We start from the raw sequence: 26630 nt of genomic DNA on the forward strand, positions 1-26630 counted from the left end.
TAAGAATAAATATGCTAATAGATGAAAAATATCAAAATATTCTACCTAATGACGTTTTTATAACTGACGATGTCATCCTGGTTAATGCATGGAAAAAATCCCAACAGTATATTAGGAGTATTAGTTGGTATGTTGACTATTTAGATTTGGATAGATCTTCAGTTGAATTAAAAAAAAGAATTAGCCATTTAAAAAAACAACTTTTAAATAAAAATTACACCCCTAAAGAGTTGAGGCTGATTCCTGCACCTAAGTCGAGCAAATGGATATTCTATAACGATCCAAATTTTCCAATCGAAAGCAATAAATGGAGACCAGAGGAATTTATTCAGAAAGGTGATTCATCTGAGATAACACAACCACTCCGACCGCTAGCTCAGGTTTCAATTGACGACCAAACATTATACACTGCTTTAATGATGCTGATAGCAAATGAAGTTGAAACTTTGCAGGGTGATCCTTCACTAAGTTATGAGAAGGTGCATAAGTCAAATTTGGTTAATTACGGTAATAGACTCCATTGCTCTTATGAAGATTCAATTGCCAAATACTCTTGGGGTAATAGCAATGTTTATAGTAAGTTTTTTAGGGATTATCAACGTTTTTTAAATCGACCAAAATTTTTTGGAAAAAAAGCAGTTGGTTTAAAAAAAGATGATGAACAAATTTATGAAATTCAACTCGACTTTTCAAAATTTTACGACTCAATTAATAGAGTAAAACTAATTAGCAAAATTAAAAGGATAATTAAAAATATAACTTCAGGAAAAACAATAGATCCAACTATTAATCATATTCTAGAACAATTTAAAGATTGGCAATGGGATTCAAGTTCAAAAAATTTATATAAAAAAACCTGTTCAAATGCAATTGTACCACAATTGAGAAAAGGTAAAGGCATTCCACAAGGATTAGTTGCTGGAGGTTTTTTTGCAAATATATATATGTTGGATTTTGATTCATTTATATCAGGTTTGATAAATAAAGGTTTAGACGAGGACAATAACATTGTTTTGATCGATGCTTGTAGATATGTCGATGATTTAAGATTGATAATAAAGACTAAAAAGGTATTTAAGGACGACAGTGAAATTTTGGAAGTGGTGAATAGTAAATTAAGTGCTATCACACATGACTTATCATTGCACTTTCAACCAAAGAAAACCAAAATCAAGATCTTTAAGCATAAAGTCGATGCTATTTCTACAAAATTATCTGATATACAAGATAAAGTAAGCGGCCCGCTGACAATGAGCGAGCTTGACGAGCAGCTTGGTCATCTGGAAGGTTTGGTTGAGTTATCAGATAATCTCATATTTGAAGTCAATGATAAGGAAAATGATAAACTAAATTCTCTTGAACAAATTGATAGAACATTCATTGATCTTAGAAAAGACTCGTTATTACGATTTAGCGCCAATAAAATACATACATTGCTCTCACAAAAAAGACATTTGATTGCGCAGGAAGTTAATTTTAATGGTGACCCAATCCCAGGATCATGGGATTATTTGCAAGAAAGAATGGCTAGGAAACTCTTAGCAAAGTGGAGTAGTGATCCTTCACTTGTTTTGTTATTAAAGAAAAGTTTAGAAATGTTTCCACATTCAAGCTTATTGAATCCAATCTTAAAAAACATCAGCGAATTAATGAGTTTGGAAAATTCAAAAGATCTTGTTTTACTTGCTGAATATTGCTTGTGCGAAATATTAAGACATTCTGCAACAGAAATTCATAGTAAAAACAAATGGGCATTTCCTGCACATTCGGATATAAATGGATATTTTGATATTTTATCAAACTTTGCATTGTCTTTGTTTAAAGAAAGAAGAAAATTAAGTGCTCATTTGCAAGAGCAAATATTATTTTATTGTTTAGTTATTAATGACTCACCTTTAAAAATAGAAGCAGGAAACGAACTATTTGATCTCATTACGCAACTTATAAATGGGTTTAGAAATATTAATGAAAAATTAACTGGGTATGACTATCTTACAGCTATAATATTAGCAAACCAATTTTCTAAAGATCCAGATAAAGTTACAAGGTCAGTAAATTGTTTTTTTGAAGATCTTAATAATAAGAAGGGACAGAGAAAGCATTTATCTGCAGTAGTATCTGAAAGTTCAATTGAGAATTTATGTAAATCGATTTTAATTGAAGATTATGATTTATTTGAGAGAATATACTTAGCTGCTAAGAAACAAAAGCTTAAATGGATCCATAAAATAAAAGATATTAGTAAGTATTTATCTTTGGAATCAAATATAGGATTTAAAGGTAGTCTAAATATATATAATAATACTGAAATTTCTTTGCTGTCTGTACTTCGTTCAGAATCTAATCCATTCATGCATGAAAATGCAACACTCAAATTAATAGAAACAGTCTTTAAATCACTAGATAATTCCGAATTAAAATACCCAATTGATATATCACGATGTGGTATAACATGTTCTAATTGGGATGGGCTATTGAAGCTTGACGATTCTTGCACCCTTAATCTAAACCTTGCTTTTTATAGAGGGAATGGATTTGATTTGCATCAACCTCCGAAATGGGTAACTAAAACTCATAGGCCATTATATTTTTTAGGCATGTTTATTAGGAGCTGCTTGTTAGGTCGATTAGATTGGAGTTATACACCGAAATTTGATAAAAAAAATAATTCATATAAAGGTATTACTACCAATTTATTAAAAAAACAAGTTGGTATGATAAACACCCCAGAAATATTTGGTGGGTATAAATCCTGTATTACAGGATGGTTATCATCATTAATTTTTAACCTTTTACAATGGCCGGGGCTTGATATCAAAAATGATGATCTGAATCTAGAGAAAGAATTGGCCTTTAGTAATGTAAGAAGCCTTGTTCATAACAGAATTATCGAACAAAGAAAAAATTATTGTCATTTGGCTAACATACCATCTTATATTGAAAAGGTTAACTTGGATTGGTCTAATGACAAAAAGGATTTGTCTATTATTATGGTTCAGTCTTTATTGCCAAAAGTCGAAGACTTTGAACTATATGGACTTGAGCTCAATGATATTAGGTATCGTTCTAAACATCGTCGCCATATTGCAGCAGTATCAGAATTAATACTACACAATATTGCCGCGATGGATAGCAAAAATGACTACCCTAAACTGAAAGGCAAAGTTGATCTTATAATATGGCCTGAGTTGTCCATATCTAAAGATGATGTCGATATTTTACAGCGCTTGTGTGATAAAACTGGTGCAATGGTGTTTTCCGGCATGGTTTTCGACAAAATTACAAATGCTAAAGAATTAAACAATGCAGCTCTATGGTTAATACCGAATAAATCAGGATCAGGCCGGCGTTTTATAAAAAGATATCAAGGTAAATGGAATATGACTGAAAGTGAAAAAGGGTTCATTACTCCTTGGAGACCATATCAACTTTTCATTGAATTGATTCATCCGCTCTTTCCAGATAGCGAAGGATTCCGATTAACAGGTTCAATCTGTTACGATGCAACTGATATAAAATTAAATGCCGACCTAAAAGACAAATCAAATGCCTATATAATATCTGCGATGAATAAAGATGTTTCAACTTTTGATAACATGGTAAACGCATTATTTTATCATATGTATCAACATGTTGTTTTGGTTAATAGCGGTGAGTTTGGTGGCTCAGTTGCAAAAGCGCCATACAAAGAATCTTATGATAGATTGATAACTCATGTGCATGGAGTTAATCAGGTGTCACTTTCTTTCTTTGAAATGAATATGTTTGATTTTAGAGATGATTATATTATTATGAAGTCTAAAAAAATAGTTAAAACTAAACCAGCAGGAGAGAAATAATGATTTGCTTCAGTAATGATATTGGCTATTATTTGACTTTTGATTTTTGGAATAAAAGAGCGGATATCATAGTTGCCGTCGTCGCTGTAATTGCTTTATTATTTACAGTGATTCAAATAAAAATTAATAAAATGGAAGCGAGAAGAGCCACTGCTCTAACTGCTTATAACGAATACTTAAAATTAAGTTTCGATTTCCCTGAATATTCTTATGGATATGAGCAATATATAACAAATAATTGCTCTGCTTTTGACAAATACCCTTGGTTTGTGTCGAAAATGCTTTTTTGTTTTGAGCAAATACTTTCTGTTGAGAAAAATAATAAAGAGTGGAAAATCGCTTTAGAGTCGCAATTATCAAAACATTCATGGTTTTTGAAGAAATCTAAGTCGGTGAGAAGAAAGGAATGGAGTAATGATTTGCAGGAAATTATAAATAAAGTAATTTGACTAAATAAAATGATATATTTTTATCTGGTATAATGTTTTCAGAAGCTTTGGCGGAAGATCACAGGAGTCGAACCTGCCCGGGAACGCTGGCGTCCCCAACTGGATTTGAAGTCCAGCCACCTCACCGGAGATGACGATCTTCCGCGCCTCGATTGCTACATGGAGGCGGGGCGCATTATAGCTACTTTCAGGCATTTACCACATACCCCGACACACTTTTTTCACTTCTCTTTTGACCTGTACCCCCCTGTTTCAGCTAATTCCTAAGAAAATCCTCAGGTTAGCCTTTTGTGCTCTCCAACATTTATCGCGATCACAAAAAACAAGAAACGTAATCTCCTAACCAGAAAACGCAATACCCGCTCCTGAAACAATGGTTTAAAACTCTGTAACCGGTCTCAGCGCCCCCTACAGCGTGAAGGATAAAAAAAGATGAGCGAAGTATTGTCAGTAAAAGAGAAGATTGGCTACGGCATGGGAGACGCCGCCAGCCACATCATTTTTGATAACGTCATGTTGTACATGATGTTTTTCTACACCGATATTTTCGGCATTCCTGCCGGGTTTGTCGGCACCATGTTCCTGCTGGCGCGCGCGCTGGATGCGATCTCCGACCCGTGCATGGGGCTGATTGCCGACCGCACCCGCAGCCGCTGGGGCAAGTTCCGCCCGTGGATTTTGTTCGGCGCGATCCCGTTCGGCATCGTCTGCGTGCTGGCCTACACCACGCCGGACCTCAGCCTCAACGGCAAAATGGTTTACGCCGCCGTTACCTACACCCTGCTGACCCTGCTCTATACCGTAGTGAACATCCCGTACTGCGCGCTGGGCGGCGTGATCACCAACGACCCGACGCAGCGTATCTCCCTTCAGTCCTGGCGCTTTGTGCTGGCGACCGCGGGCGGCATGCTCTCCACGGTGCTGATGATGCCGCTGGTGAACCTGATTGGCGGCGACGATAAGGCGTTCGGCTTCCAGGGCGGGATCGCCGTGCTGTCTGTGGTCGCGTTCCTGATGCTGGCATTCTGCTTCTTCACCACCAAAGAGCGCATCCAGGTGCCGCCGAGCACCACCTCCATGCGGGAAGACCTGAGCGACATCTGGCACAACGACCAGTGGCGCATCGTCGGGGTGCTCACCATCCTCAACATCCTCGCCGTCTGCGTGCGCGGCGGCGCGATGATGTACTACTGCACCTGGATCATGGGCTCGCCGGAGGTGTTCGTCGCCTTCCTCACCACCTACTGCGTCGGCAACCTCATTGGCTCCGCGCTGGCGAAACCGCTCACCGACTGGAAGTGCAAGGTCAGCATCTTCTGGTGGACCAACGCCGCGCTGGCGGTGGTCAGCGTGGCGATGTTCTTCGTCCCGATGCACTCCACGGTGCTGATGTTCGCCTTTATCTTCGTCATCGGCGTGCTGCACCAGCTGGTGACGCCGATCCAGTGGGTGATGATGTCCGATACCGTCGACTACGGCGAATGGACCAACGGCAAGCGCCTGACCGGCATCAGCTTTGCGGGCACGCTGTTCGTGCTGAAGCTCGGCCTGGCGCTGGGCGGGGCAATGATCGGCTGGATGCTGGCAGGCGGCGGCTACGACGCGACGGCCAAAACTCAGAACAGCGCGACCATCAGCATCATTATCGGCCTGTTTACCCTGGCCCCGGCTGTCTGCTACGTGCTGAGCGCCATTATCGCCAAACGCTACTACACGCTGAAAACCCCCTTCCTGACCAAAATCCTGGGTGAACTGGCGCAGGGCGCGCGCCGCAATCAGCAGGAATTTGAAAACCTGCCGGTCAGCAAAGAATTACAGAACTAAGAGGACGAGAGCATGAAAATCAGTGATGGAAACTGGCTTATTCAACCGGGCCTGAACGTGACCTATCCGGTTCAGGTGTTCGACGTGGAGCAGCAGGGCAACGACCTGGTGGTGTTTGTTGCGCCGCGCGACGTGCGCGAACGCACCTGGCAGCTCGACACGTTGATGTTCACGGTGCGCCTGTTTGCCCCACAGGAAGGGATTATCGGGGTGCGCATCGAACATTTCCAGGGCGCGCTGAATAACGGCCCGCACTATCCGCTGAACATTCTGAAAGACGTGAAGGTAGAGATTGAAAACAACGCCGATTTTGCCGAGCTGAAAAGCGGCAGTATCAGCGTGCGCGTCACCAAAGGCGAGTTCTGGGCGCTGGATTTCCTGCGTAACGGCCAGCGCATTACCGGCAGCCAGCTGAAAAACAACGGCTACGTGCAGGACAGCAATACCGATCGCAATTACGTGTTCGAGCGTCTGGATCTGGGCGTGGGCGAAACGGTCTACGGCCTGGGCGAGCGCTTTACCGCGCTGGTGCGCAACGGCCAGACGGTCGAAACCTGGAACCGCGACGGGGGCACCAGCACCGAGCAGTCCTACAAAAATATCCCGTTCTACCTGACCAACCGCGGCTACGGCGTGCTGGTGAATCATCCCGAGAACGTCTCGTTTGAAGTCGGCTCCGAGAAGGTCTCCAGGGTGCAGTTCAGCGTGGAAGGGGAATATCTGGAATACTTCGTGATCGACGGCCCGACGCCAAAAGAGGTATTAAACCGCTATACGCAGTTCACCGGGCGTCCGGCGCTGCCGCCTGCGTGGTCGTTCGGCCTGTGGCTGACCACCTCGTTCACCACCAACTACGACGAAGCGACGGTGAACAGCTTTATCGACGGCATGGCCGAGCGCGACCTGCCGCTGCACGTGTTCCACTTCGACTGCTTCTGGATGAAGGCCTTCCAGTGGTGCGACTTCGAGTGGGACCCGGTGACCTTCCCGGATCCGGAAGGGATGATCCGCCGCCTGAAAGAGAAAGGGCTGAAGGTCTGCGTGTGGATCAACCCGTACATCGGCCAGAAATCCCCCATCTTCCGGGAGCTGAAAGAGAAGGGCTACCTGCTCAGGCGCCCGGATGGCTCCCTGTGGCAGTGGGACAAATGGCAGCCGGGGTTGGCGATTTATGACTTCACCAATCCGGACGCGTGCCGGTGGTATGCCGACAGGCTGAAAGACCTGGTAGATATCGGCGTCGACTGCTTCAAGACCGACTTTGGCGAGCGTATCCCGACCGACGTCCAGTGGTTTGACGGATCCGATCCGCAGAAGATGCACAACCACTACGCCTACATCTACAACGAACTGGTGTGGAGCGTGCTGAAAGAGACGGTGGGTGAAGAAGAGGCGGTGCTGTTTGCACGCTCCGCGTCCGTGGGTGCGCAGCAGTTCCCGGTTCACTGGGGCGGCGACTGCTACGCCAACTATGAGTCGATGGCCGAAAGCCTGCGCGGCGGGCTGTCGATTGGCCTGTCCGGCTTTGGGTTCTGGAGCCACGATATCGGCGGGTTCGAAAACACGGCCTCGGCGCACGTCTACAAGCGCTGGTGTGCGTTCGGGCTGTTCTCCAGCCACAGCCGCCTGCACGGCAGCAAATCCTACCGCGTGCCGTGGGCATACGATGACGAGTCCTGCGACGTGGTGCGCCACTTCACCCAGCTGAAGTGCAGGCTGATGCCGTACCTGTATCGTCAGGCGGCGCTGGCCCGCGAGTTCGGCACGCCGATGCTGCGCGCGATGATGCTGGAATTTCCGGACGATCCGGCGTGCGATTACCTCGACCGCCAGTACATGCTGGGGGATTCGGTGATGGTCGCGCCGGTGTTCTCCGAGGCGGGGGACGTGCAGTTCTACCTGCCTGAAGGACGCTGGACGCACCTGTGGCACAACGACGAAATCCAGGGCAGCCGCTGGCATAAGCAGCAGCATGATTTCATGAGCCTGCCGGTCTACGTGCGCGACAACACGCTGCTGGCGCTAGGCAACAACAACCAGAAGCCGGACTACGCGTGGCACGAGGGAACGACCTTCCAGCTGTTTAACCTGGACGACGGTGCAACGGCGGTGAGCGAGGTGCCTGCGGCGGACGGCGCGGTGGCGTTTACGCTGAAGGCGTCACGTCGGGGCGACATCGTGACCTTTACCGGCGCGGGAGACGCGCAAAACTGGTCGGTGTGCTTGCGCAACGTGCAGAAGGTGAGCGGCGTGAAGGGCGGCTCGCGCGCGGGCAGCGAGTGGGGCGTGGTGGTGAAAGCGGAGGGCGATGAGGTGGTGGTTCACCTTTAATTCCCCTAACCCTCCCCCCAAAGGGGCGAGGGAATGGTTTGCTTCCTCTCCCTTTCAGGGAGAGGGCTGGGGTGAGGGTGGTGTTGAAACCACCCCGCCCGTCATCGTCTGCTGCACCTGCTGTTTATCCATATTCACCGCGCTCAGCTTCCCATTCACCGTCGGCTTCAGCGGGGCATTCGCCTGCACGCTGCCGCTGGCGATGAGCTGAATATTGCCGTCGCCCGTAATCGGCAGAGCAGGCCAGCCCCACTGCTGCAGCACGTTGAGCGGTACGCCGCGCCCGTTCAGGCTTACCGTGGTCTGCCGCTGCGGGAGTTGTGAAACGGTCGCCGTGGCTTCCAGAATGCCTTTTTCGGTAAACGCGCTGAGGTCGGTAATATTCACCGTGGCGGCGTTGGCATTCAGCGCCAGCGACGGACGACGTACGTCGACGCGGTTAAAGGTCGCCGCCGCGCCGTTCAGGGCCGCGCTGCCGCCCCAGACGCCCCACTGGCGATCTTTCACCAGCTGCAGATTTGCGCCATAGCCGTCCAGAGAGGTGATCTGCCAGGGGAAGGCGGGATCGATGTCGATCACCAGGTTACGGCTCAGGCCGAATTTTTGCAGCGTGACGCTGTTCAGCCATTCCGGCAGAGGCTCCATCCACAATGTTTTCCAGTTCTGCGGCAGGGTGTACTCCAGTCCGGCGATGGCGACATCGTCCAGCACCAGCGCTTTACCGTCGCGTAGCCAGTTGCCCGAGGTGCGTACCATGCCGCCCTCCCAGCGGGAGGTGAACTGACGCAGCGCCATGCCCTGCGGGGAAAACTCCGCATTCAGGATCGGGTCGAAAAGATGCAGCGAGCCGTAGATAAACTCGCTGGCGTTCATGGACAGACGACCTTCCTGGCTCTGCCAGTCACCTTTGCTTAGCGTCAGGTTGCGCAGGCTTAAGTCGAGATCGGTCACCGCCCAGTCCGGACCCTGAAGCCGGGCGTCGGTCACGTCCAGACGACCAATCTGCAAAGAGGGAATGGTGGCCAGCGGCGCGAAGAACGCCGTTAGCGTTTTATCGCTCTGCAGGCGGATCTCGTTCAGGCGCATCGTATCGATAATCCAGCTCCCGTCGGCGTTGCGCAGGGCGGAGCCGGTGAGTGAGCCACGAGCCATGTCGGCGCCAATCGTTTTCAGCACCACCTCCTTGCCGTTAAGCTGGCCCTCGATCAGCACGTTGGTGGCCGGTACGCCGTTCAGGGTCAGCGATCCTGCGCTCATCTGGATTTGCGCATTATGCCCCAGCACGTTGCCGGCTTCCGGCTGCCATGGGCTGACGCCGCCCGTGACCTTCTGCGCGCTCAAATCCCATTCGGTATTCGGGCTGTTAAACGCCATGTTGTTCAACTGCAGGCGATCCGCCTGGAAAGGCAGCGGTGCCGTCTGGGGCGAGAGATTCAGCGTGCCGTCGAAGAGGGTGATGGTGTCCATGTGCAGCGGATCGGTTATCTGACGGCTGCTCAGGCCAATATCGACTTTTTTGGCTACCAGCGTGGCGGGTTTACCGTCCCGACCAAAGGTGACGTTTTCCAGAATGATGTGGGAAGGCGACGAAAAGCGGTGATTCATCTTGTCGAAACTGAGTTCGTAGTCGGTATTCACCGTTACCCAGCTGCTGACCTGAGACGCGCCCCAGCGGGTCTGGAGCAAAATGTAGAACGCCAGCAGCACAATGAGCAGGGCTACCAGAAGATAGATGAGGAGCTTTCCAATAAATTTCATGGTCTTCCATCCCGCAAAACGCACATAAGGGAGTTATGCACGATTTATGCGCAATCCTCAAGGCGGGAATGGTGTAATTCGATGTCACGGCAGGCATTGACTGCCTGCCGTGAGAGAAATCAATTTTTCTCAGGCGGGAAAACGAGGTTCAACACGATAGCGGTGATACCGCCCGCAGCAATGCCGGAAGAGAGCAGGTTTTTCACCCAGTCAGGGGCAAACTGCAGGATCAGCGGCTGCTGGGAAACGCCCAGACCAACGGCCAGCGACAGCGCGATAATCATGATCGCGCGGCGGTTCAGCGGCTCGCGGGAAACGATACGCACGCCGGAAGCTGCGATAGTCCCGAACATTACCAGCGTTGCGCCGCCCAGCACCGGCTCAGGGATGTGCTGCACAAAGCCGCTTACCGCCGGGAACAGGCCGAGGACGATCAGCATCAGCGCTACTACAAAACCGACGTAGCGGCTGGCCACGCCGGTCAGCTGGATGACGCCGTTGTTTTGACCGAAGCAAGAGTTCGGGAAGGTGTTGAATACCGCAGAGACAAACGAGTTCAGACCGTTCGCCAGCACGCCGCCTTTCAGTCGCTTCATGTACAGCGGGCCGGACACCGGCTGCTCGGAGACGTCTGAGGTAGCGGTGATGTCGCCGATGGTTTCCAGAGAGGTGATCATAAAGACCAGCATCAGCGGCAGGAGCAGACCCCAGTCAATGCCCAGACCGTAGTACAAAGGCGTGGGGACGACGATCAGCGCGCTGTTGGTCGGCGCGGTGTTCTCCGGCAGCATGCCCAGCGCCCAGGCCAGCAGGTAACCCGCCGCCATGGCGATCACCAGCGAGGCGACGCGCAGGTAAGGGTTACGCTGACGGTTAAGCAGAATAATGATCGCCAGCACGACGCCTGCCAGCAGCAGGTTTTTCGGCGCGCCGAAGGTATGGTCGCTCATCGCGGCATAGCCGCCACCGATGGAGGTAAGGCCCACCTGAATCAGCGACAGGCCGATAATCATAACGACGACGCCGGAAACCAGCGGGGTGATGACGCGGCGAGCCAGATGCAGAACGCGGGAGATCACCATCTCCGTACAGCTGGCCAGCATCAGCGTGCCGAACAGCGCCGCCATCATGGTCGGAACATCCGCACCGCCGGTTTTCAGCGCCGTACCGCCCATGATCAGCGGTGCCACGAAGTTAAAGCTGGTGCCCTGAATCGACAACAAACCCGACCCCACCGGACCCCACGCTTTAATTTGAATAATCGAGGCCACGCCGGAGGCGAAAAGAGACATGCTGATAATGTGCTGCGTGTCCTGCGCCGGTAAGCCGAGCGCCTGGCAAATCAGCAGCGCCGGAGTGATCACCGCAACAAACATAGCCAGAAGATGCTGGCAGGCAGCGAAAAGCGTTTGCGGCAGCGGCGGGCGGTCTTCAAGGCGGTAAATCAGTTCGCTATTTTGCTTCTGCGCAATCGGTTGCGCATCAGGCGACTCTATGGTGTTAACGGACATCGGCGGCAATCCCACGGTGGAAAAGCGGGCATTTTATCTGACCACCTGGTAAAAGCAAACGATTGCCAGCAAAAAAAGGCAAGAAATTCTGCCGCTGTGAGCAGGTTTTCTACAACGCATCGGGAAAAAAAATTACACTTTTTGCGCCGGGGGCTCATGAAGAGCGCAAACCGGCCCAGGATAACGCCGCGTGTGTATGGAACACGCGCAAAAAAGGAGCCTTCTATGATTCATCTCGATACGTTGTCGACCCTTGTTGCCGCAACGCTGGTCTTACTGCTTGGTCGTAAGCTGGTACATAGCGTTTCCCTTCTGAAAAAGTACACCATTCCTGAACCCGTCGCCGGCGGCCTGCTGGTAGCGCTGGCCCTGCTGGTGCTGAAAAAAAGCCTGGGCTGGGAAATAGATTTTGATATGTCTCTGAAAGACCCGCTGATGCTGGCCTTCTTTGCCACCATTGGCCTGAATGCCAACCTGGCGAGCCTGCGCTCGGGCGGTAAGGTGCTCGGCGTATTCCTGATTGTGGTGGTGGGGCTGCTGCTGATGCAAAACGCCATAGGCATCGGCATGGCGACGCTGCTGGGGCTGGATCCGCTGATGGGGCTGCTGGCGGGGTCGATTACCCTTTCGGGCGGTCACGGAACCGGGGCCGCGTGGAGCAAGCTATTCATCGAACGCTACGGCTTTGAAAACGCGACGGAAGTGGCGATGGCCTGTGCCACCTTTGGCCTGGTGCTGGGTGGCCTGATTGGCGGCCCGGTGGCACGTTATCTTGTGAAGCACTCCACCACGCCGGACGGCAGGCCGGACGATGAACTGGTGCCTACCGCCTTTGAAAAGCCGGACGTTGGGCGCAGTATCACCTCGCTGGTGCTGATTGAAACCATCGCGACGATCGCCATCTGCCTGACCGTGGGCAAAGTGGTTGCGCAATGGCTGGCGGGCTCCGCGTTTGAGCTGCCGACGTTTGTTTGCGTGCTGTTTATCGGGGTGATCCTGAGCAACGGTCTGGCGCTGATGGGCTTCTACCGCGTGTTTGTAAGGGCGGTGTCGGTGCTCGGCAACGTCTGCCTGTCGCTGTTCCTGGCGATGGCGCTGATGAGCCTCAAGCTATGGGAGCTGGCCTCGCTGGCGCTGCCGATGGTGGCGATTCTGGCAGTGCAAACCCTGTTTATGGCGCTGTACGCTATGTTCGTCACCTGGCGCATGATGGGCAAAAACTACGATGCGGCAGTGCTGGCGGCGGGTCACTGCGGGTTTGGTCTGGGGGCAACCCCAACGGCTATCGCTAACATGCAGGCGATCACAGAACGGTTCGGGCCATCGCACATGGCGTTTCTGGTGGTCCCGATGGTCGGGGCGTTCTTTATTGATATCGTCAACGCGCTGGTGATCAAGCTATACCTGATGCTGCCGATGTTTGCGTGAAATCAGGCGTTGGAATACCGCTCGGTTTCCGGCATCCAGCGCTCAATTAACGCTGCCGCCTGTTCGGGGTAGCGTTCATGAATGTGGCGCGCAAGGCGCTGAACTTCCGGGATCATAGCCTGATCGCGCAGCAAATCCGCCACTTTGAATTCGGCGTTCCCCGTCTGGCGCGTGCCCAGCAGTTCACCCGGGCCGCGGATCTCCAGGTCTTTTTGCGCAATCACAAAACCGTCGTTGCTGTCGCGCAGCACCTGCAACCGCATCTGGGCGGTTTTCGAGAGCGGGGCTTTGTAGAGCAGGACGCAGTGTGAGGCTACCGCGCCGCGGCCAACGCGCCCGCGCAGCTGGTGGAGCTGGGCGAGGCCCAGGCGCTCCGGGTTTTCGATAATCATCAGGCTGGAGTTCGGGACGTCCACGCCCACTTCAATGACCGTCGTGGCGACCAGCAAATGCAGCTCGCCCTGCTTAAACGACTGCATCACCGACTGTTTTTCAGCGGGCTTCATGCGTCCGTGAACCAGACCCACGTTCAGCTCCGGCAGCGCCAGCTTGAGTTCTTCCCACGTGGCTTCGGCAGCCTGCGCTTCCAGCAGTTCAGACTCCTCGATCAGCGTACAGACCCAGTAGGCCTGACGTCCTTCGTGGGTGCAGGCGTTGCGCACGCGGTCAATAATATCGCTGCGACGCGTGTCAGGAATCGCGACCGTCGTCACCGGCGTCCGCCCCGGCGGCAGTTCGTCGATAGTGGAGGTATCCAGATCGGCGTAGGCGGTCATTGCCAGGGTGCGCGGGATCGGCGTGGCGGTCATGATCAGCTGATGCGGGTGGAAGCCCTGTTGAAGGCCTTTTTCCCACAGAGCCAGACGCTGATGGACGCCAAAGCGGTGTTGTTCATCGATAATCACCAGCGCAAGGCCGTTGAACTGCACCTGCTCCTGGAAGATAGCGTGCGTGCCGACAATCATCTGCACCTGCCCGCTGGCGATGGCTTCCTGCTGCGCAAGTCGCGCTTTGCCTTTTTGCTTCCCGGCAAGCCAGCCCACTTCAATCCCCAGCGGCGCGAACCAGGCGCGGAAATTGTTGGCGTGCTGTTCAGCCAGCAGCTCGGTCGGCGCCATAAGCGCGACCTGTTTACCGTGGGCAATCGCGCGCAGGGCTGCCAGCGCGGCAACCAGCGTTTTACCGGACCCTACATCGCCCTGCACCAGGCGCATCATCGGCACGTCGAGCGCCATATCGCGTTCAATCTCAGCGGTGACGTGCGCCTGCGCGCCGGTGGGTTTAAACGGCAGAGAGGCCAGCAGCTTATCTTTGAGCGCATCATTCTGGCTTAAGGGCTGAGCGTGGAAGCGCTGCGCGCCCGCACGAAGCGCCAGCATGCTCAGGTTATGCGCAAGTAATTCCTCAAGGATAAGACGCTGTTGGGCGGGGTGTTTGCCGCTTTCTAAATCGCTGAGCTGCAGCGTTGGCGGCGGACGGTGCAGGGTTCGCAGCGCCTCGGGCAGGCTCATCATGCCCTGCGCCAGCTCGGGCGGCAGCAGCTCGGTAATGGCGCAGGTATCCAGTAGCTCCAGCGCCTGATCGGTGAGCTTACGCAGCGTCGCCTGCTTGATGCCTTCGGTCGTCGGGTAAACCGGGGTGAGCGTCTCCTGCAGCTCTGGCGTGCTGAGATCGCCCTGCACGCGGTACTCCGGGTGGATCATCTCTGCGCCGTATTTCCCGCGTTTGGCTTCACCATAGGCCAGCACCCTGCGGCCCGTCGCCAGGCTGTTTTTCATCGCCGCGCTGAAGTTGAAAAAACGCATGGTAAGAATGCCGGTGCCGTCGCTGATCTGGCAGGTCATCATCCGGCGTCCGCCGAAGGTGATATTGCAGTTCAGTACTTCGCCTTCAACGGTGGCGTAAATGGCGGGAAGGAGATCGCCAATCTTATAGAGCTGGGTGCGGTCTTCGTAACGCAGGGGGAGGTGAAGCAGGAGATCCTGCACGGTGTGCAGGCCAATTTTCGCCAGCTTATTGCTTTGCGCCGCGCCCACGCCCGTCAGGCTGTTAAGCGGGATGGCATCCAGCAGGCGGCCTTTCATCGCTTACCCGGCGTACTGCATGGTGGCCCACCACTCGGCATCGGCTTCAATTTCGCCCTGCGCGTTGACGTGGGGGTAAGGCAATTTTTTCTGCTTCGCAACGCGAGCCAGCACCGGATAACCACCTTCAAACAGCAGGCGCTGCTGTTCATCTTCCGGCAGCATGCTGTTGCTGCGCTCGTACATCCCCGCGTTCTGACGCTGGCGCTGCGCTTCATAAAGAATGAGCGCGGACGCCACGGAGACGTTGAGAGACTGGACCATGCCGATCATCGGAATGATGATGTCCCGATCCGCCAGATCCAGCGCTTCCTGGGAGATCCCGGTTTTCTCCTGACCCATTAAAATGCAGGTCGGGCGGGTGTAGTCGATCTCGCGGAAATCTACGGCTTTAGCGGACAGGTTAGTGGCAAGGATCTGCATCCCGCGCCCTTTCAGGTGCGATACGGCTTCGCCAATGGTGTGATGATTTTTGACGGACACCCAGCTGTTGCTGCCTGCCGCCGCTGAGACCGTATTTCGCATACGGCCGTCCGGCCAGACGGCGTGCACTTCATGCACACCGACAGCATCTGCGGTACGGACGATGGCAGAGACGTTATGAGGTTTATGCACCTGCTCCATGCAGACCGTCAGGTCAGGCTGACGTCTGGCGAGCATTTCGCAGATACGTGCATAACGTTGTGAATTCATAAACCTAGTTTCGGTTTCGGGTGACTTTAATTACGTCCGGCATGACGCGGATCTTGCGCATAATATTCGCCAGATGTACGCGGTCGCGGGCGGTCAGACGAATAAAGGCACTATAAACGCGGCCATCTTTTTCTTCCGTATTCAGACTCTGAATGTTGGAAGAGGCCGTGTTGATCGCTGCCGTCAGGTTCGCCAGGGCACCCTGGTGGTTGAACATATCCACCTTAATTTCGGTGATAAATTCCTGCGCGGTCTCTTTATCCCACTCGACCGCCATAAACTTCTCGGCTTCTTTCTGGTAGCCGCGAATGTTACGACAGGATTCATGGTGGATAACCAGCCCTTTGCCCGGGCTGACGTGCGCAATAATCGGGTCGCCAGGAATTGGGCGGCAACATTTTGCGAAGGTGATCAGTACCCCGTCCGCGCCTTTAATCGGCAAATGAGCATGGCCAGATGCGCCTGGAGCAGAAGGTGTCGCTTCGCCCTGCTGCAAGTTTTTCGCTACTACGACGCTCATCGCGTTGCCCAGACCAATTTCCGCCAGCAGATCGTCCAGAGACGTGAGCTTCATTCGGTCGAGTTCGCGCTGGATATGCTCCGGTGGGATCTCAGCCAGCTTACGGCTACCGCCCAACGCGTGGTTGAGCAGCCGACGTCCCAGACTGACGGAATCATCACGCTTGAGGTTTTTCAGCAGCTGGCGAATTTTGGCGCGTGCTTTGGAGCTTACGACAAAGTTCAACCAGGCCGCGTTCGGACGTGCGCCCGGCGCGGTAATAATTTCTACCGTCTGGCCGCTGGAGAGCGGCTGAGACAGCGGATAAGGCTGCCTGTCGACGCGCGCGCCGACGCAGGCATGCCCAATATCGGTATGCACGGCGTAAGCGAAATCGACCGGCGTTGCGCCCGCAGGCAGTTCGACAATGCGACCTTCTGGGGTGAAAACGTAAATCTCATCCGGGAAGAGATCGGATTTAACGCTCTCGATAAATTCAAACGAGCTGCCCGCACTCTGCTGAAGTTCCAGCAGGCTCTGCATCCAGCGCTGGGCGCGGATTTGTGCGGTCGTACTGCTTTCGCCGCCGTGCTCTTTATAGGCCCAGTGTGCGGCTACACCCATCTCTGCCATCTGGTCCATGTCTTCGGTGCGAATTTGCACCTCAACAGGCACGCCGTGCGGCCCGATCATCGAGGTGTGCAAAGATTGATAGCCGTTCGCTTTTGGAATGGCGATATAATCTTTCATGCGCCCCGGACGCGGCTTGTAGAGGCTGTGCATCTGCCCCAGCACGCGATAACAGGTGTCCGAGTCATGGACGATCACGCGGAAGGCGTAGATATCCATGATCGAGTGAAAACGTTGCTCTTTGAGCACCATTTTGCAGTAGATGGAGTACAGGTGTTTCTCGCGACCGCTAACGCGGCACGGAATTCCCGCTTCCTGCAAGCGCCCTTCGATTTCAGAGAGGATTTTTTGAATCATCTCTTTACGGTTACCGCGTGCGGCTTTCACCACCTCTTTAATGACGCGATAACGGTTCGGGTACAATGCTTCAAAACCCAGCTCTTCCAGCTCGGTTTTAATGTGGTGAATACCTAAACGGTGCGCCAGCGGGCTGTAAATTTCGAGGGTTTCACGGGCAATGCGGCGACGTTTATCCGGACGAAGTGAGCCCAGCGTGCGCATGTTGTGGGTACGGTCAGCGAGTTTGATGAGAATGACGCGGATATCCTGCACCATCGCCATAATCATCTTGCGGAAGTTTTCGGCTTGCGCCTCTTTCTTATCGCGGAAATTCAGCTTATCAAGCTTAGAGACCCCTTCCACCAGTTCGGCAACGCTTTTGCCAAACAGCTGTTCCATGTCCTGATAAGTGGCAGGGGTATCTTCGATCACGTCGTGCAGCAGAGCGGCCATGAGCGTTTCGTAGTCGAGTTTCATCTCGGCCAGAATACAGGCCACCGCTACCGGGTGCGTGATATAGGGTTCACCGCTTGAACGTGTCTGGCCCTCGTGAGCGTCACGTGCAACGAGATACGCCTGCTGAAGACGCTTAATCTGGTCTTCAGGCAGGTAGGTTTGAATCAGTTGATTCAGGCTTTCAAACAGATACAAGGGCGACCCGCAGGTTTAATTAACGACGACCTTCAGCAATAGCGGTTACGGCCTGCAGTTCTGCGGCTTCCTGCTCTTGCTGCTCCTGGCGCTCACGCACGTCGAGGATCTGGTTGTTGATCAGACCTTCTTCGATTTCGCGAAGTGCAATAACGGTGGTTTTATCGTTTTCTTCCGGTACCAGCGGATCTTTACCGCCTACCTGCATCTGACGAGCGCGACGCGCGGCGACCAGCACCAGGTCAAAACGGTTACCAATTTTCTCTACAGCGTCCTGAACAGTTACGCGTGCCATACTTAAAATGCTCCACAGGTGAAGAAATGACTGGGCATAATACTGAAAGTGGGTTCAGTCTGCCAACAGTTTGGTGATTAATGCGTCATGTCGCTGCTTCTGGCGGCTCATACGCAGACGTTCTGCACGAAGAATGGTTTTGAGATCGCTCAGCGCGGCATCAAAATCATCATTCACAATTAGGTAATCATATTCCGCGTAATGGCTCATTTCTGCAACAGCCTGTTCCATACGCTTTGCGATCACTTCTTCGCTGTCCTGGCCGCGCCCACGCAGGCGGCGATCCAGCTCATCTTTCGATGGCGGTAAAATAAAGATACTGCGGGAGTCAGGCATTTTCTTGCGAATTTGCTGCGCGCCCTGCCAGTCGATATCCAGGAACACATTCACGCCCGTGGCCAGAACCTGCTCAATGGTTTCACGCGAGGTACCGTAGTAATTACCAAATACTTCAGCGTGTTCAAGAAACGCGTCTCTGCCGATCATCGCTCTGAATTCGTCGTGATCCACAAAGAAATAGTGTTCACCGTGCACTTCACCCGGACGCGGCGCTCGCGTGGTATGAGAAACAGAAACCTGTGTGTCGTACAACGGTTGGGTTTTTAACAGTGCCTGAATAAGGCTGGATTTACCCGCGCCGCTAGGGGCAGAAACAATATAAAGCGTGCCTTGAGCCATGAGAGTCTTTTGTATGTGTTAACGAAGAAGTCCTACATACGGGCTTATTATACACGTCACCGCCGTGTGACGTAGTCTTTGTCACACTTTTTCCCTCGGATTATTGAATTTTGCGTGCCGTTTTCAGGTTTTATCTGGGGTTTTCAGCAACCAAAAGAAACACCGGATAGCGTCTCGCATTGTGAAACGTTGCCGTTAGCCTTGTTTCAGGCATCAGGGTATACCTCCTGCAATGCAAAGGAGGGGTAGCGATGTGGCGATGGATAAGCGGGGTAATGTTGTTGTGGTGTGGCTATGGCGCGGCGGTTTGCCCAGTGTGGTCGCAGGCAAAAGCAGAGAAAGAGATGGCGTCGTTAAGCGCGCAAATCAAACGCTGGGATAACGCTTACTGGAAGGAGGGGGTGAGCGAGGTCAACGACGAAGTTTACGACCAGCTTCACGGGCGGTTAACGCAGTGGCAGCACTGTTTCGGCAGCGAGCCTTCAGAAGAGAAACTCCCTAATCTGACGGGGAGCGTAAAACATCCTGTCGCCCATACGGGCGTACATAAAGTGGCCAGCAAAGAGACTCTGAGACAGTGGATGCTCGCTCGGCAACATCTGTGGATGCAGCCCAAAGTTGACGGTGTGGCGGTAACGCTGGTCTATCGTGACGGAAAGTTGACCCAGGCCATCAGTCGAGGTGATGGCCTGAAAGGGGAAGACTGGACCGATAAGGTACGTTTAATCCCGTCTGTTCCGCAAAAGCTCACCGGCAAGTTGGCAAATAGCGTCTTACAGGGCGAGCTTTTCTGGTTAAGCGACAATCACGTTCAGCGGCAGATGGGCGGGATGAATGCTCGCGCAAAAGTTGCGGGTGCGATGATGCGGCAAAAGGATAACGCGCTATCGAATAAGCTCGGCGTATTCATCTGGGCCTGGCCGGACGGACCGAAAGAGATGCATACATCTCTAGCTGAACTGTCTCAGGCTGGTTTTACGCTGTCGGCACGGTATACGTTACCCGCCGATTCTGTTGATGCCGTCGAGAAACAGCGCGCGGCCTGGCACGTAACCGCATTACCCTTTGCCACGGATGGCATTGTGGTGCGTTCGGAGAATGAACCCGCGGGCGAAGATTGGTTACCGGGAGAAGGCAGCTGGGTCGTCGCGTGGAAATATCCTCCTGCAGCCCAGGTCGCCGAGGTGAGTGATATTCATTTTTCCGTGGGACGAACGGGCAAAATTTCCGTTGTAGCAGCGCTGGAACCCGTGCAACTGGATGATAAACAGGTGCAGCGGGTGAGTCTGGGCTCGGTTGAGCGCTGGCAGGGGCTGGATATTGCCCCGGGGGATCAGATCCAGATCAGCCTGGCCGGGCAAGGTATCCCCCGGTTTGATAAGGTGCTCTGGCGTGGAACGGACAGACATAAACCAGAGCCTCCGGCCCCACGTTATCATGCTCTTAGCTGTTTCTATGCTTCACCGGAGTGTATGGAACAGTTCTTTGCCCGGCTGACCTGGCTTAGTTCAAAGCAGGTACTTGATATTGATGGATTAGGCGAGTCAGGCTGGCGAACCCTCTGGCAGGCGCATCATTTTGAACATCTCTTTTCGTGGCTGTTATTAACGCAGGCGCAGCTGCAGGCTGTACCGGGGTTTTCCTCTGCGCGCGGGTTGGTGCTCTGGCACCGATTTAATCTGGTGCGCGAGAAGCCTTTTATCCGCTGGCTCATGGCATTGGGTGTGCCAATGTCGCAGTCTTCGCTGAAGGCAATGGGAGACATATCGTGGCAGAAGATGAGCGGGCGCAACGCAAAGGATTGGCAGACCCTGCCGGGAACGGGAGAGGAGAAAGCGCGACAAATCATTAACTGGCTGCACGCGCCTCAAATTGATGTGCTGGCGAAATGGCTCGCTGAACAGCACATCAATGGGTTCTGAAGCTAGTGTGCGCTGTGTTTGTAATGAAAAACGGGCAGCCCGAGCTTCAGACGCAGCGCCAGCATGCGGGCCGTAAAGCCAAACAGCAGCGTCGAGATGACCACCACGTCATGGTTAGAAATATAATGCTGCAGAGCGATATAAAGCACCGCTGCCGCAAAGGAAATGCCAGCATACAGCTCTTTTTGAAAGACCAGGGGGATGCGTTTGCAGAACATATCTCGCAGCACGCCGCCGAATACGCCCGTGACCACGGCAGCAATGGTGGCGATTACCGGGCCTTCCCCCATATCGAGCGCGATTTGCGCACCGATGATCGAAAAAACGATCAGCCCCAGCGCATCAAGCACCAGGAACAGGCGGCGAAGATGGGGCATAACGGGCGCCACGATGGTGGTTAACACGGCGGCCGTTGCCACGATAATCACGTACTCTGGGTGTTTAACCCAGCCGAGCGGGTAATGGCCAAGCAGAATATCGCGCACGGAACCGCCGCCCAGTGCGGTCGCTGTAGCAATAATGATTACGCCGAAGGTGTCCATACGGCGACGTCCGGCGGCAAGTGCGCCGGTCATGGCTTCTGCGGTGATGCCAATGAGATAAAGGATGTGAAGCAGCATATACCCTCCGGTGTGAACGCGTGGGAGGTTAGCGATTTGTGCGCAAGATCACGATTGAGATTTTCTAAGGCGAGCTGGTTTGCCCTATAAATTTTTATCAGGATAGGTTGAATGGGCTTGATGAGCAGCGGTAAAAAACAAAAATAGGCGCTGAGATGGATTAGAAATAGTAATGGGTGGCACCATCGACACCACCCGAAATGCATTACTCGATATTCTGGATCTGCTCGCGCATCTGCTCAATCAGCACTTTCAGCTCAATCGCTGAATTCGTCACTTCTGCATTGATTGACTTAGACGCCAGGGTGTTCGACTCGCGGTTGAACTCCTGCATCATAAAGTCCAGACGGCGGCCCACAGCTTCTTTCTTCTTCAGAATGTTGTAGGTTTCTTTAACGTGCGCTTCCAGACGGTCCAGCTCTTCAGCGACATCGATACGCTGCGCCATCAGCACCAGCTCTTGTTCCAGACGGGTGTTTTCCAGCTGAACTTCCGCTTCTTCCAGTTTGGCGACAAGACGCTCGCGCTGCCATTGCAGCACTTCTGGCATATGGGCGCGGACTTTGGCTACTTCGGTGCTCACGCCTTCAAGGCGCTGCTCAATCATCGCTTTCAGCGCCTGGCCTTCGGTTTCACGGGCAACGATAAAGTCGTCCAGCGTGCCGTCGAGGGCTGCCAGGATTTCAGCGGCAATGGCATCCAGGTCCTGTTCACCGGCGGCCATGACGCCAGGCCAGCGCAGAATATCAACCGGGTTGATTTCGCCTTCATCGCTCTGCATTTTGACCCAGTTCGCCGCATTCACGAGCTGTTTCGCCAGTTTTTCGTTGAGGATCAGTTCGCCCTGAGCGCTGGCATCAGGCTCAAAGCGCAGGTTACATTCCACTTTCCCGCGCGTCAGACGCGTACGGATACGTTCACGTACGACAGGCTCAAGGCTGCGGAACTGCTCCGGCATACGGAAATACGTTTCCAGGTAACGCTGGTTTACCGAGCGCATTTCCCATGTGGCGCTACCCCAGCTACCCTTGATTTCACGCCGGGCGTAGGCGGTCATACTGCGGATCATAGACATTCCCGTTTTTAAAGGAGAGATGGGGGGATTATAGCTTTCGGGGGCTTCTCAGGATAGGAATAAGCGTCCTTTATCCGTATAATGCGCAGCCACATTCGTTTCAAGCCGGAGAATCCATCATGCGTCCATCAGGTCGTAGCGCCAATCAGGTGCGTCCCGTCACCCTGACCCGTAACTATACAAAACACGCTGAAGGCTCCGTGCTGGTTGAGTTTGGTGACACGAAGGTTCTGTGCACCGCGTCCATTGAAGAAGGCGTTCCGCGTTTCCTGAAAGGTCAGGGCCAGGGCTGGATCACCGCAGAGTACGGCATGCTGCCGCGTGCGACCCATACCCGAAACGCCCGCGAAGCGGCAAAGGGCAAGCAGGGCGGTCGTACCATGGAAATTCAGCGTCTGATCGCGCGTGCGCTGCGTGCAGCCGTTGATCTGAAAATCCTCGGCGAATTCACCATTACGCTGGACTGCGACGTTATTCAGGCAGACGGCGGTACGCGTACGGCGTCCATTACTGGCGCATGCGTGGCGCTGGCGGATGCCCTTAACAAGCTGGTTGCGGCCGGTAAGCTGAAAACCAACCCAATGAAAGGTATGGTTGCGGCGGTGTCCGTGGGTATCGTTAACGGTGAAGCGCTTTGCGATCTGGAATACATTGAAGATTCTGCCGCCGAGACCGACATGAACGTGGTGATGACCGAAGACGGTCGCATCATTGAAGTACAGGGCACGGCGGAAGGCGAGCCGTTCACCCACGACGAGCTTCTCTCCCTGCTGGCGTTGGCCCGAGGGGGAATCGAATCCATTGTAACGACGCAGAAAGCGGCGTTAGAAAATTGATTTTAAAGGCGACCAATGAGTCGCCTTTTTTTTGCCTGTAAGACAGAAAAACCAAAGGAGCAAATCCATGAAATCGTATCAGCGCCAGTTTATTGAGTTTGCGCTTAACAAGCAGGTACTTAAGTTTGGCGAGTTTACGCTGAAATCCGGGCGTAAGAGTCCCTATTTCTTCAACGCCGGGCTGTTTAATACCGGGCGCGATCTGGCACTGTTAGGCCGTTTCTATGCCGAAGCGCTGGTGGATTCCGGGATTGATTTTGACCTGCTTTTTGGCCCAGCCTATAAAGGCATTCCGATTGCGACCACCACCGCGGTGGCGCTGGCGGAACACCATGACCGCGACGTGCCGTACTGCTTTAACCGCAAAGAGGCTAAAACCCACGGTGAAGGCGGAAATCTGGTCGGCAGCACACTGCAGGGCCGCGTCATGCTGGTCGATGACGTGATCACCGCGGGTACGGCGATCCGCGAATCGATGGAGATTATCCAGGCCAACGGTGCGACGCTTGCTGGCGTGCTGATTTCTCTGGATCGTCAGGAGCGTGGTCGCGGTGAAATTTCCGCTATTCAGGAAGTTGAGCGCGATTACAGCTGTAAAGTGACGTCGATTATCACCCTAAAAGAGCTGATTGCGTATCTGGAAGAGAAGCCTGAGATGGCGGACCATCTGGCGGCGGTACGTGCGTACCGGGAAGAGTTCGGGGTGTAGTAAAATTGCCCGGTGGCGCGACGCTTACCGGGCTTACGGATTACTGCAGCTGAGCAGCCACTAACGGCCAGCGGGCATCAAAATCGTCCGTTGGACGGTATTTGAATTCGCTACGCACAAAGCGGGAGAGCATTCCTTCACAAAACGCCAGAATCTGGCTCGCCAGCAGCGTTTCATCAATGCTGTAACCCTCGCCCTCACGCATTTTCTTTTCGCGCAGTACCTGGCGCAGCTGCGCTTCAATTCGCTCGAAAAGCTGGTTAATGCGGCCCTGCAGTCTGTCCTGTTCAAACATCAGCGCGTGGCCGGTGAGGATACGGGTTAAGCCCGGATTGCGTTCACCGAAGCCCAGGATTAACAGCACAATCAGACGCAGACGCGCGGTCGTGTCTTTTTCATCTTTCAGAATCAGGTTGATGCGCGTGATCAGGCTGTCTTCAATGAATTCGATCAGGCTGTCGAACATCCGGGTTTTGCTCGGAAAATGACGGTACAGCGCCGCCTCAGACACGCCCACAGAGGCGGCCAGTTTAGCGGTGGTGATGCGTTGACTGCCATCGCTGGATTCAAGCATCAGAGCCAGAGATTGAAGTATTTCTTCGCGACGATTCCTTTTCGCGGTTTGTTTTTCTGCCATGTTACAAAATACCCCTGAAAATAAGCACTTGCCAGGCTGGCATCCACACAGCGACCGCAAACTGGCGTTTGCGGTTTGTTATTGCATTATGACGCTGTGAGATACGTGTCTTTCGGGCCGTTATTTGCGCCCGGAATGGCCGAAGCCGCCTTCGCCACGGTCGGTGGCGTCAAAGTCTGCCACCAGGTTAAATTCTGCCTGTACCACCGGTACAAAGACCATCTGTGCGATACGCTCGCCTGGTTCAATGGTGAAGCTGTCCTGACCACGGTTCCAGACGGAGACCATCAGTTGACCCTGATAGTCGGAGTCAATCAGACCCACCAGGTTACCCAGCACAACGCCGTGCTTATGGCCCAGACCAGAACGCGGCAGGATCACCGCTGCCAGAGACGGGTCAGCAATGTGAATCGCCAGGCCAGTTGGAACCAGGGTAGTGGCACCCGGAGCCAGTTCTACGGCGTCATCGAGACAGGCGCGCAGGTCAAGACCGGCAGAGCCGGAGGTGGCATAGGTTGGCAGCGGGAATTGCTCGCCAACACGCGGGTCCAGAATCTTAACGTCGATTTTTTTCATCATAACGGGTAACGATCTCGTCCAGTAATTGTTGGCCCAGGAGTTCCTTGCGCTCAAGCGGTAAGACTTTATCTCCATCCTGCCAGAAAAGGTGCAGTGCGTTGCTGTCGCTGTTAAATCCCTGTGTGGCCAGCGATACGTCGTTCGCGCAAATCAAATCGAGGTTTTTGCGGGTACGTTTTTGCCGGGCATATTCTTCCACATTATTCGTTTCTGCGGCAAACCCAACAACGTATGGACGATGGCTTTTTAGTGCGGCGACACCGGCAACGATGTCCGGGTTTTTCACCATTTTTATTGTTAATTCATCGCCTTGCTTTTTAATTTTAGCCTCGGCGATCGTCTCGGCACGATAGTCTGCAACGGCTGCACAGCCGATAAAAATCTGCTGGCTTTGAGCATGTGCCTGCACGGCGGCTTCCATCTCCAGCGCGGTGGTAACGTCAATTCGCTTCACAAACGCAGGGGTAGGCAGCGATACCGGGCCGCTCACCAGCGTGACGTTCGCGCCGCGCTTCGCCGCTGCGGCGGCAATGGCAAAACCCATCTTACCGGAGCTGTGATTGGTGATATAGCGCACCGGGTCCAGCGGCTCGCGCGTAGGGCCCGCGGTAATCATGATGTTGAGATGTTGCAGATCGTTGACAGGCGAAAAATGGGCGGCGGCCATATCAACAATCGTCAGCGGATCAAGCATGCGACCCGGGCCAACGTCGCCGCAGGCCTGGCTGCCGCTGTCCGGTCCCCAGATAAGCAGTCTGCGTGAGGCCAGCGTCTCAAGATTGTGCTGGGTGGCCGCATTACGGTACATCTGCTGGTTCATAGCAGGAACGACGGCAACAGGCGCAGGCGTGGCCAGACAAATGGTGGAAACCAGGTCGTTTGCCATACCGGCCGCCACCCGAGCGATTAAATCGGCCGTGGCGGGGGCGAGGATAACCAGGTCTGCCCATTTACCCAGTTCAATATGGCCCATCGCGGCTTCGGCGGCCGGATCGAGCAGGCTGTCAGAAACCGGGTATCCTGAAACGGCCTGCAGGCTCAGGGGAGTGATAAAGGCTTTACCGCCTTCGGTTATCGCGACCCGCACGTCAGCCCCTCGCTCGCGCAGGCGACGCACGAGGTCCGGCGCTTTATAAGCAGCAATGCCGCCGCTCACGCCAAGAACGATTTTTTTACCGGCCAGGCTCATCATGATTCTTTCCTGTTGGGTTTCACCAGAGAGCAGGCATTTTATCACAATCCC

At 53.1% G+C, this 26630-nt stretch carries 20 protein-coding genes and 1 tRNA gene; 8 read left to right on the forward strand and 13 right to left on the reverse strand.

Features of this window, described 5'->3' with window-relative positions; genetic code table 11:
- The first annotated feature begins 11 nt into the window (after positions 1–11).
- Complete coding sequence (locus LRM19_RS13335; protein ID WP_271369117.1) at positions 12–3839, forward strand: RNA-directed DNA polymerase; 3828 nt, start codon at positions 12–14, stop codon at positions 3837–3839.
- Positions 3839–4288, forward strand: a complete 450-nt coding sequence (locus LRM19_RS13340; RefSeq protein WP_271369119.1) for a hypothetical protein — start codon at positions 3839–3841, stop codon at positions 4286–4288. Before LRM19_RS13335 ends, LRM19_RS13340 begins: the two co-directional genes overlap by 1 nt.
- Positions 4289–4336: 48 nt before the next feature.
- Here the strand turns inward: LRM19_RS13340 and LRM19_RS13345 are convergent.
- A tRNA-Sec gene (locus LRM19_RS13345) sits at positions 4337–4431 on the reverse strand.
- Positions 4432–4720: 289 nt separating this feature from the next.
- Between LRM19_RS13345 and LRM19_RS13350 the strand changes: the two genes are divergently transcribed.
- Positions 4721–6112 (forward strand): glycoside-pentoside-hexuronide family transporter, encoded by a 1392-nt coding sequence (locus LRM19_RS13350; RefSeq protein WP_271369120.1) that lies wholly within the window; start codon positions 4721–4723, stop codon positions 6110–6112.
- A gap of 12 nt (positions 6113–6124) precedes the next feature.
- Entirely contained in the window at positions 6125–8443 is a 2319-nt protein-coding gene (yicI, locus tag LRM19_RS13355; RefSeq protein WP_271369122.1) for an alpha-xylosidase, read from the forward strand.
- A 54-nt stretch (positions 8444–8497) separates the two neighbouring features.
- Here the strand turns inward: yicI and LRM19_RS13360 are convergent, their stop codons facing one another.
- Positions 8498–10201: an AsmA family protein gene (locus LRM19_RS13360; RefSeq protein ID WP_271369124.1), complete on the reverse strand. Its 1704-nt coding sequence runs from the start codon at positions 10199–10201 to the stop codon at positions 8498–8500.
- Between the two features lie 119 nt (positions 10202–10320).
- The gene (gene xanP / locus LRM19_RS13365; protein ID WP_023309879.1) at positions 10321–11712 is read right to left on the reverse strand and encodes a xanthine/proton symporter XanP; all 1392 of its coding nucleotides are present in this window, start codon (positions 11710–11712) and stop codon (positions 10321–10323) included.
- A 225-nt stretch (positions 11713–11937) separates the two neighbouring features.
- Here xanP and gltS point away from each other — a divergent pair, with 225 nt between their 5' ends.
- Positions 11938–13140 carry a sodium/glutamate symporter gene (gene gltS, locus LRM19_RS13370; RefSeq protein WP_127729086.1) on the forward strand — a complete coding sequence of 401 codons (1203 nt, stop codon included), beginning with the start codon at positions 11938–11940 and terminating at the stop codon, positions 13138–13140.
- A gap of 2 nt (positions 13141–13142) precedes the next feature.
- Here the strand turns inward: gltS and recG are convergent, their stop codons facing one another.
- The 5 genes from recG to gmk are packed head-to-tail and all read right to left on the reverse strand — an operon-like array spanning position 13143 to position 19009.
- Positions 13143–15224: an ATP-dependent DNA helicase RecG gene (gene recG, locus LRM19_RS13375; RefSeq protein WP_271369126.1), complete on the reverse strand. Its 2082-nt coding sequence runs from the start codon at positions 15222–15224 to the stop codon at positions 13143–13145.
- A 3-nt stretch (positions 15225–15227) separates the two neighbouring features.
- Positions 15228–15917 carry a tRNA (guanosine(18)-2'-O)-methyltransferase TrmH gene (gene trmH / locus LRM19_RS13380; RefSeq protein ID WP_047059694.1) on the reverse strand — a complete coding sequence of 230 codons (690 nt, stop codon included), beginning with the start codon at positions 15915–15917 and terminating at the stop codon, positions 15228–15230.
- Positions 15918–15921: 4 nt separating this feature from the next.
- Positions 15922–18036, reverse strand: coding sequence for a bifunctional GTP diphosphokinase/guanosine-3',5'-bis pyrophosphate 3'-pyrophosphohydrolase (spoT, locus tag LRM19_RS13385; RefSeq protein ID WP_111964293.1), 2115 nt, complete (start codon positions 18034–18036; stop codon positions 15922–15924).
- Between the two features lie 19 nt (positions 18037–18055).
- Positions 18056–18331, reverse strand: a complete 276-nt coding sequence (gene rpoZ / locus LRM19_RS13390) for a DNA-directed RNA polymerase subunit omega (protein WP_000135058.1) — start codon at positions 18329–18331, stop codon at positions 18056–18058.
- A 54-nt stretch (positions 18332–18385) separates the two neighbouring features.
- The gene (gene gmk / locus LRM19_RS13395; protein WP_010426438.1) at positions 18386–19009 is read right to left on the reverse strand and encodes a guanylate kinase; all 624 of its coding nucleotides are present in this window, start codon (positions 19007–19009) and stop codon (positions 18386–18388) included.
- Between the two features lie 251 nt (positions 19010–19260).
- On the opposite strand from gmk, the gene ligB reads away from it, so the two are divergent.
- A complete protein-coding gene (gene ligB / locus LRM19_RS13400; RefSeq protein ID WP_271369131.1) occupies positions 19261–20931 on the forward strand; it encodes an NAD-dependent DNA ligase LigB in 1671 nt (556 codons plus the stop codon).
- A 2-nt stretch (positions 20932–20933) separates the two neighbouring features.
- Here the strand turns inward: ligB and LRM19_RS13405 are convergent, their stop codons facing one another.
- Complete coding sequence (locus LRM19_RS13405; RefSeq protein ID WP_271369132.1) at positions 20934–21551, reverse strand: trimeric intracellular cation channel family protein; 618 nt, start codon at positions 21549–21551, stop codon at positions 20934–20936.
- Between the two features lie 205 nt (positions 21552–21756).
- Positions 21757–22620, reverse strand: coding sequence for a YicC/YloC family endoribonuclease (locus LRM19_RS13410; RefSeq protein WP_090420358.1), 864 nt, complete (start codon positions 22618–22620; stop codon positions 21757–21759).
- A gap of 125 nt (positions 22621–22745) precedes the next feature.
- Between LRM19_RS13410 and rph the strand changes: the two genes are divergently transcribed.
- Together rph and pyrE are read left to right on the forward strand one after the other, a co-directional pair.
- The gene (gene rph / locus LRM19_RS13415) at positions 22746–23462 is read left to right on the forward strand and encodes a ribonuclease PH (protein WP_271369134.1); all 717 of its coding nucleotides are present in this window, start codon (positions 22746–22748) and stop codon (positions 23460–23462) included.
- Between the two features lie 67 nt (positions 23463–23529).
- Positions 23530–24171: an orotate phosphoribosyltransferase gene (gene pyrE, locus LRM19_RS13420; RefSeq protein WP_111964296.1), complete on the forward strand. Its 642-nt coding sequence runs from the start codon at positions 23530–23532 to the stop codon at positions 24169–24171.
- Positions 24172–24211: 40 nt separating this feature from the next.
- Here pyrE and slmA read toward each other — a convergent pair whose 3' ends face one another.
- The 3 genes from slmA to coaBC all read right to left on the reverse strand — a co-directional run bounded on the left by slmA (position 24212) and on the right by coaBC (position 26576).
- Complete coding sequence (slmA, locus tag LRM19_RS13425; RefSeq protein WP_008502690.1) at positions 24212–24808, reverse strand: nucleoid occlusion factor SlmA; 597 nt, start codon at positions 24806–24808, stop codon at positions 24212–24214.
- A gap of 120 nt (positions 24809–24928) precedes the next feature.
- Entirely contained in the window at positions 24929–25387 is a 459-nt protein-coding gene (dut, locus tag LRM19_RS13430) for a dUTP diphosphatase (RefSeq protein ID WP_008502691.1), read from the reverse strand.
- A complete protein-coding gene (gene coaBC / locus LRM19_RS13435; RefSeq protein ID WP_271369173.1) occupies positions 25365–26576 on the reverse strand; it encodes a bifunctional phosphopantothenoylcysteine decarboxylase/phosphopantothenate--cysteine ligase CoaBC in 1212 nt (403 codons plus the stop codon). Before coaBC ends, dut begins: the two co-directional genes overlap by 23 nt.
- Positions 26577–26630 lie beyond the last annotated feature (54 nt).

The organism is Enterobacter sp. PI-10 (assembly GCF_027947695.1).
GTDB classification, from domain to species: Bacteria; Pseudomonadota; Gammaproteobacteria; order Enterobacterales; family Enterobacteriaceae; genus Enterobacter; species Enterobacter vonholyi.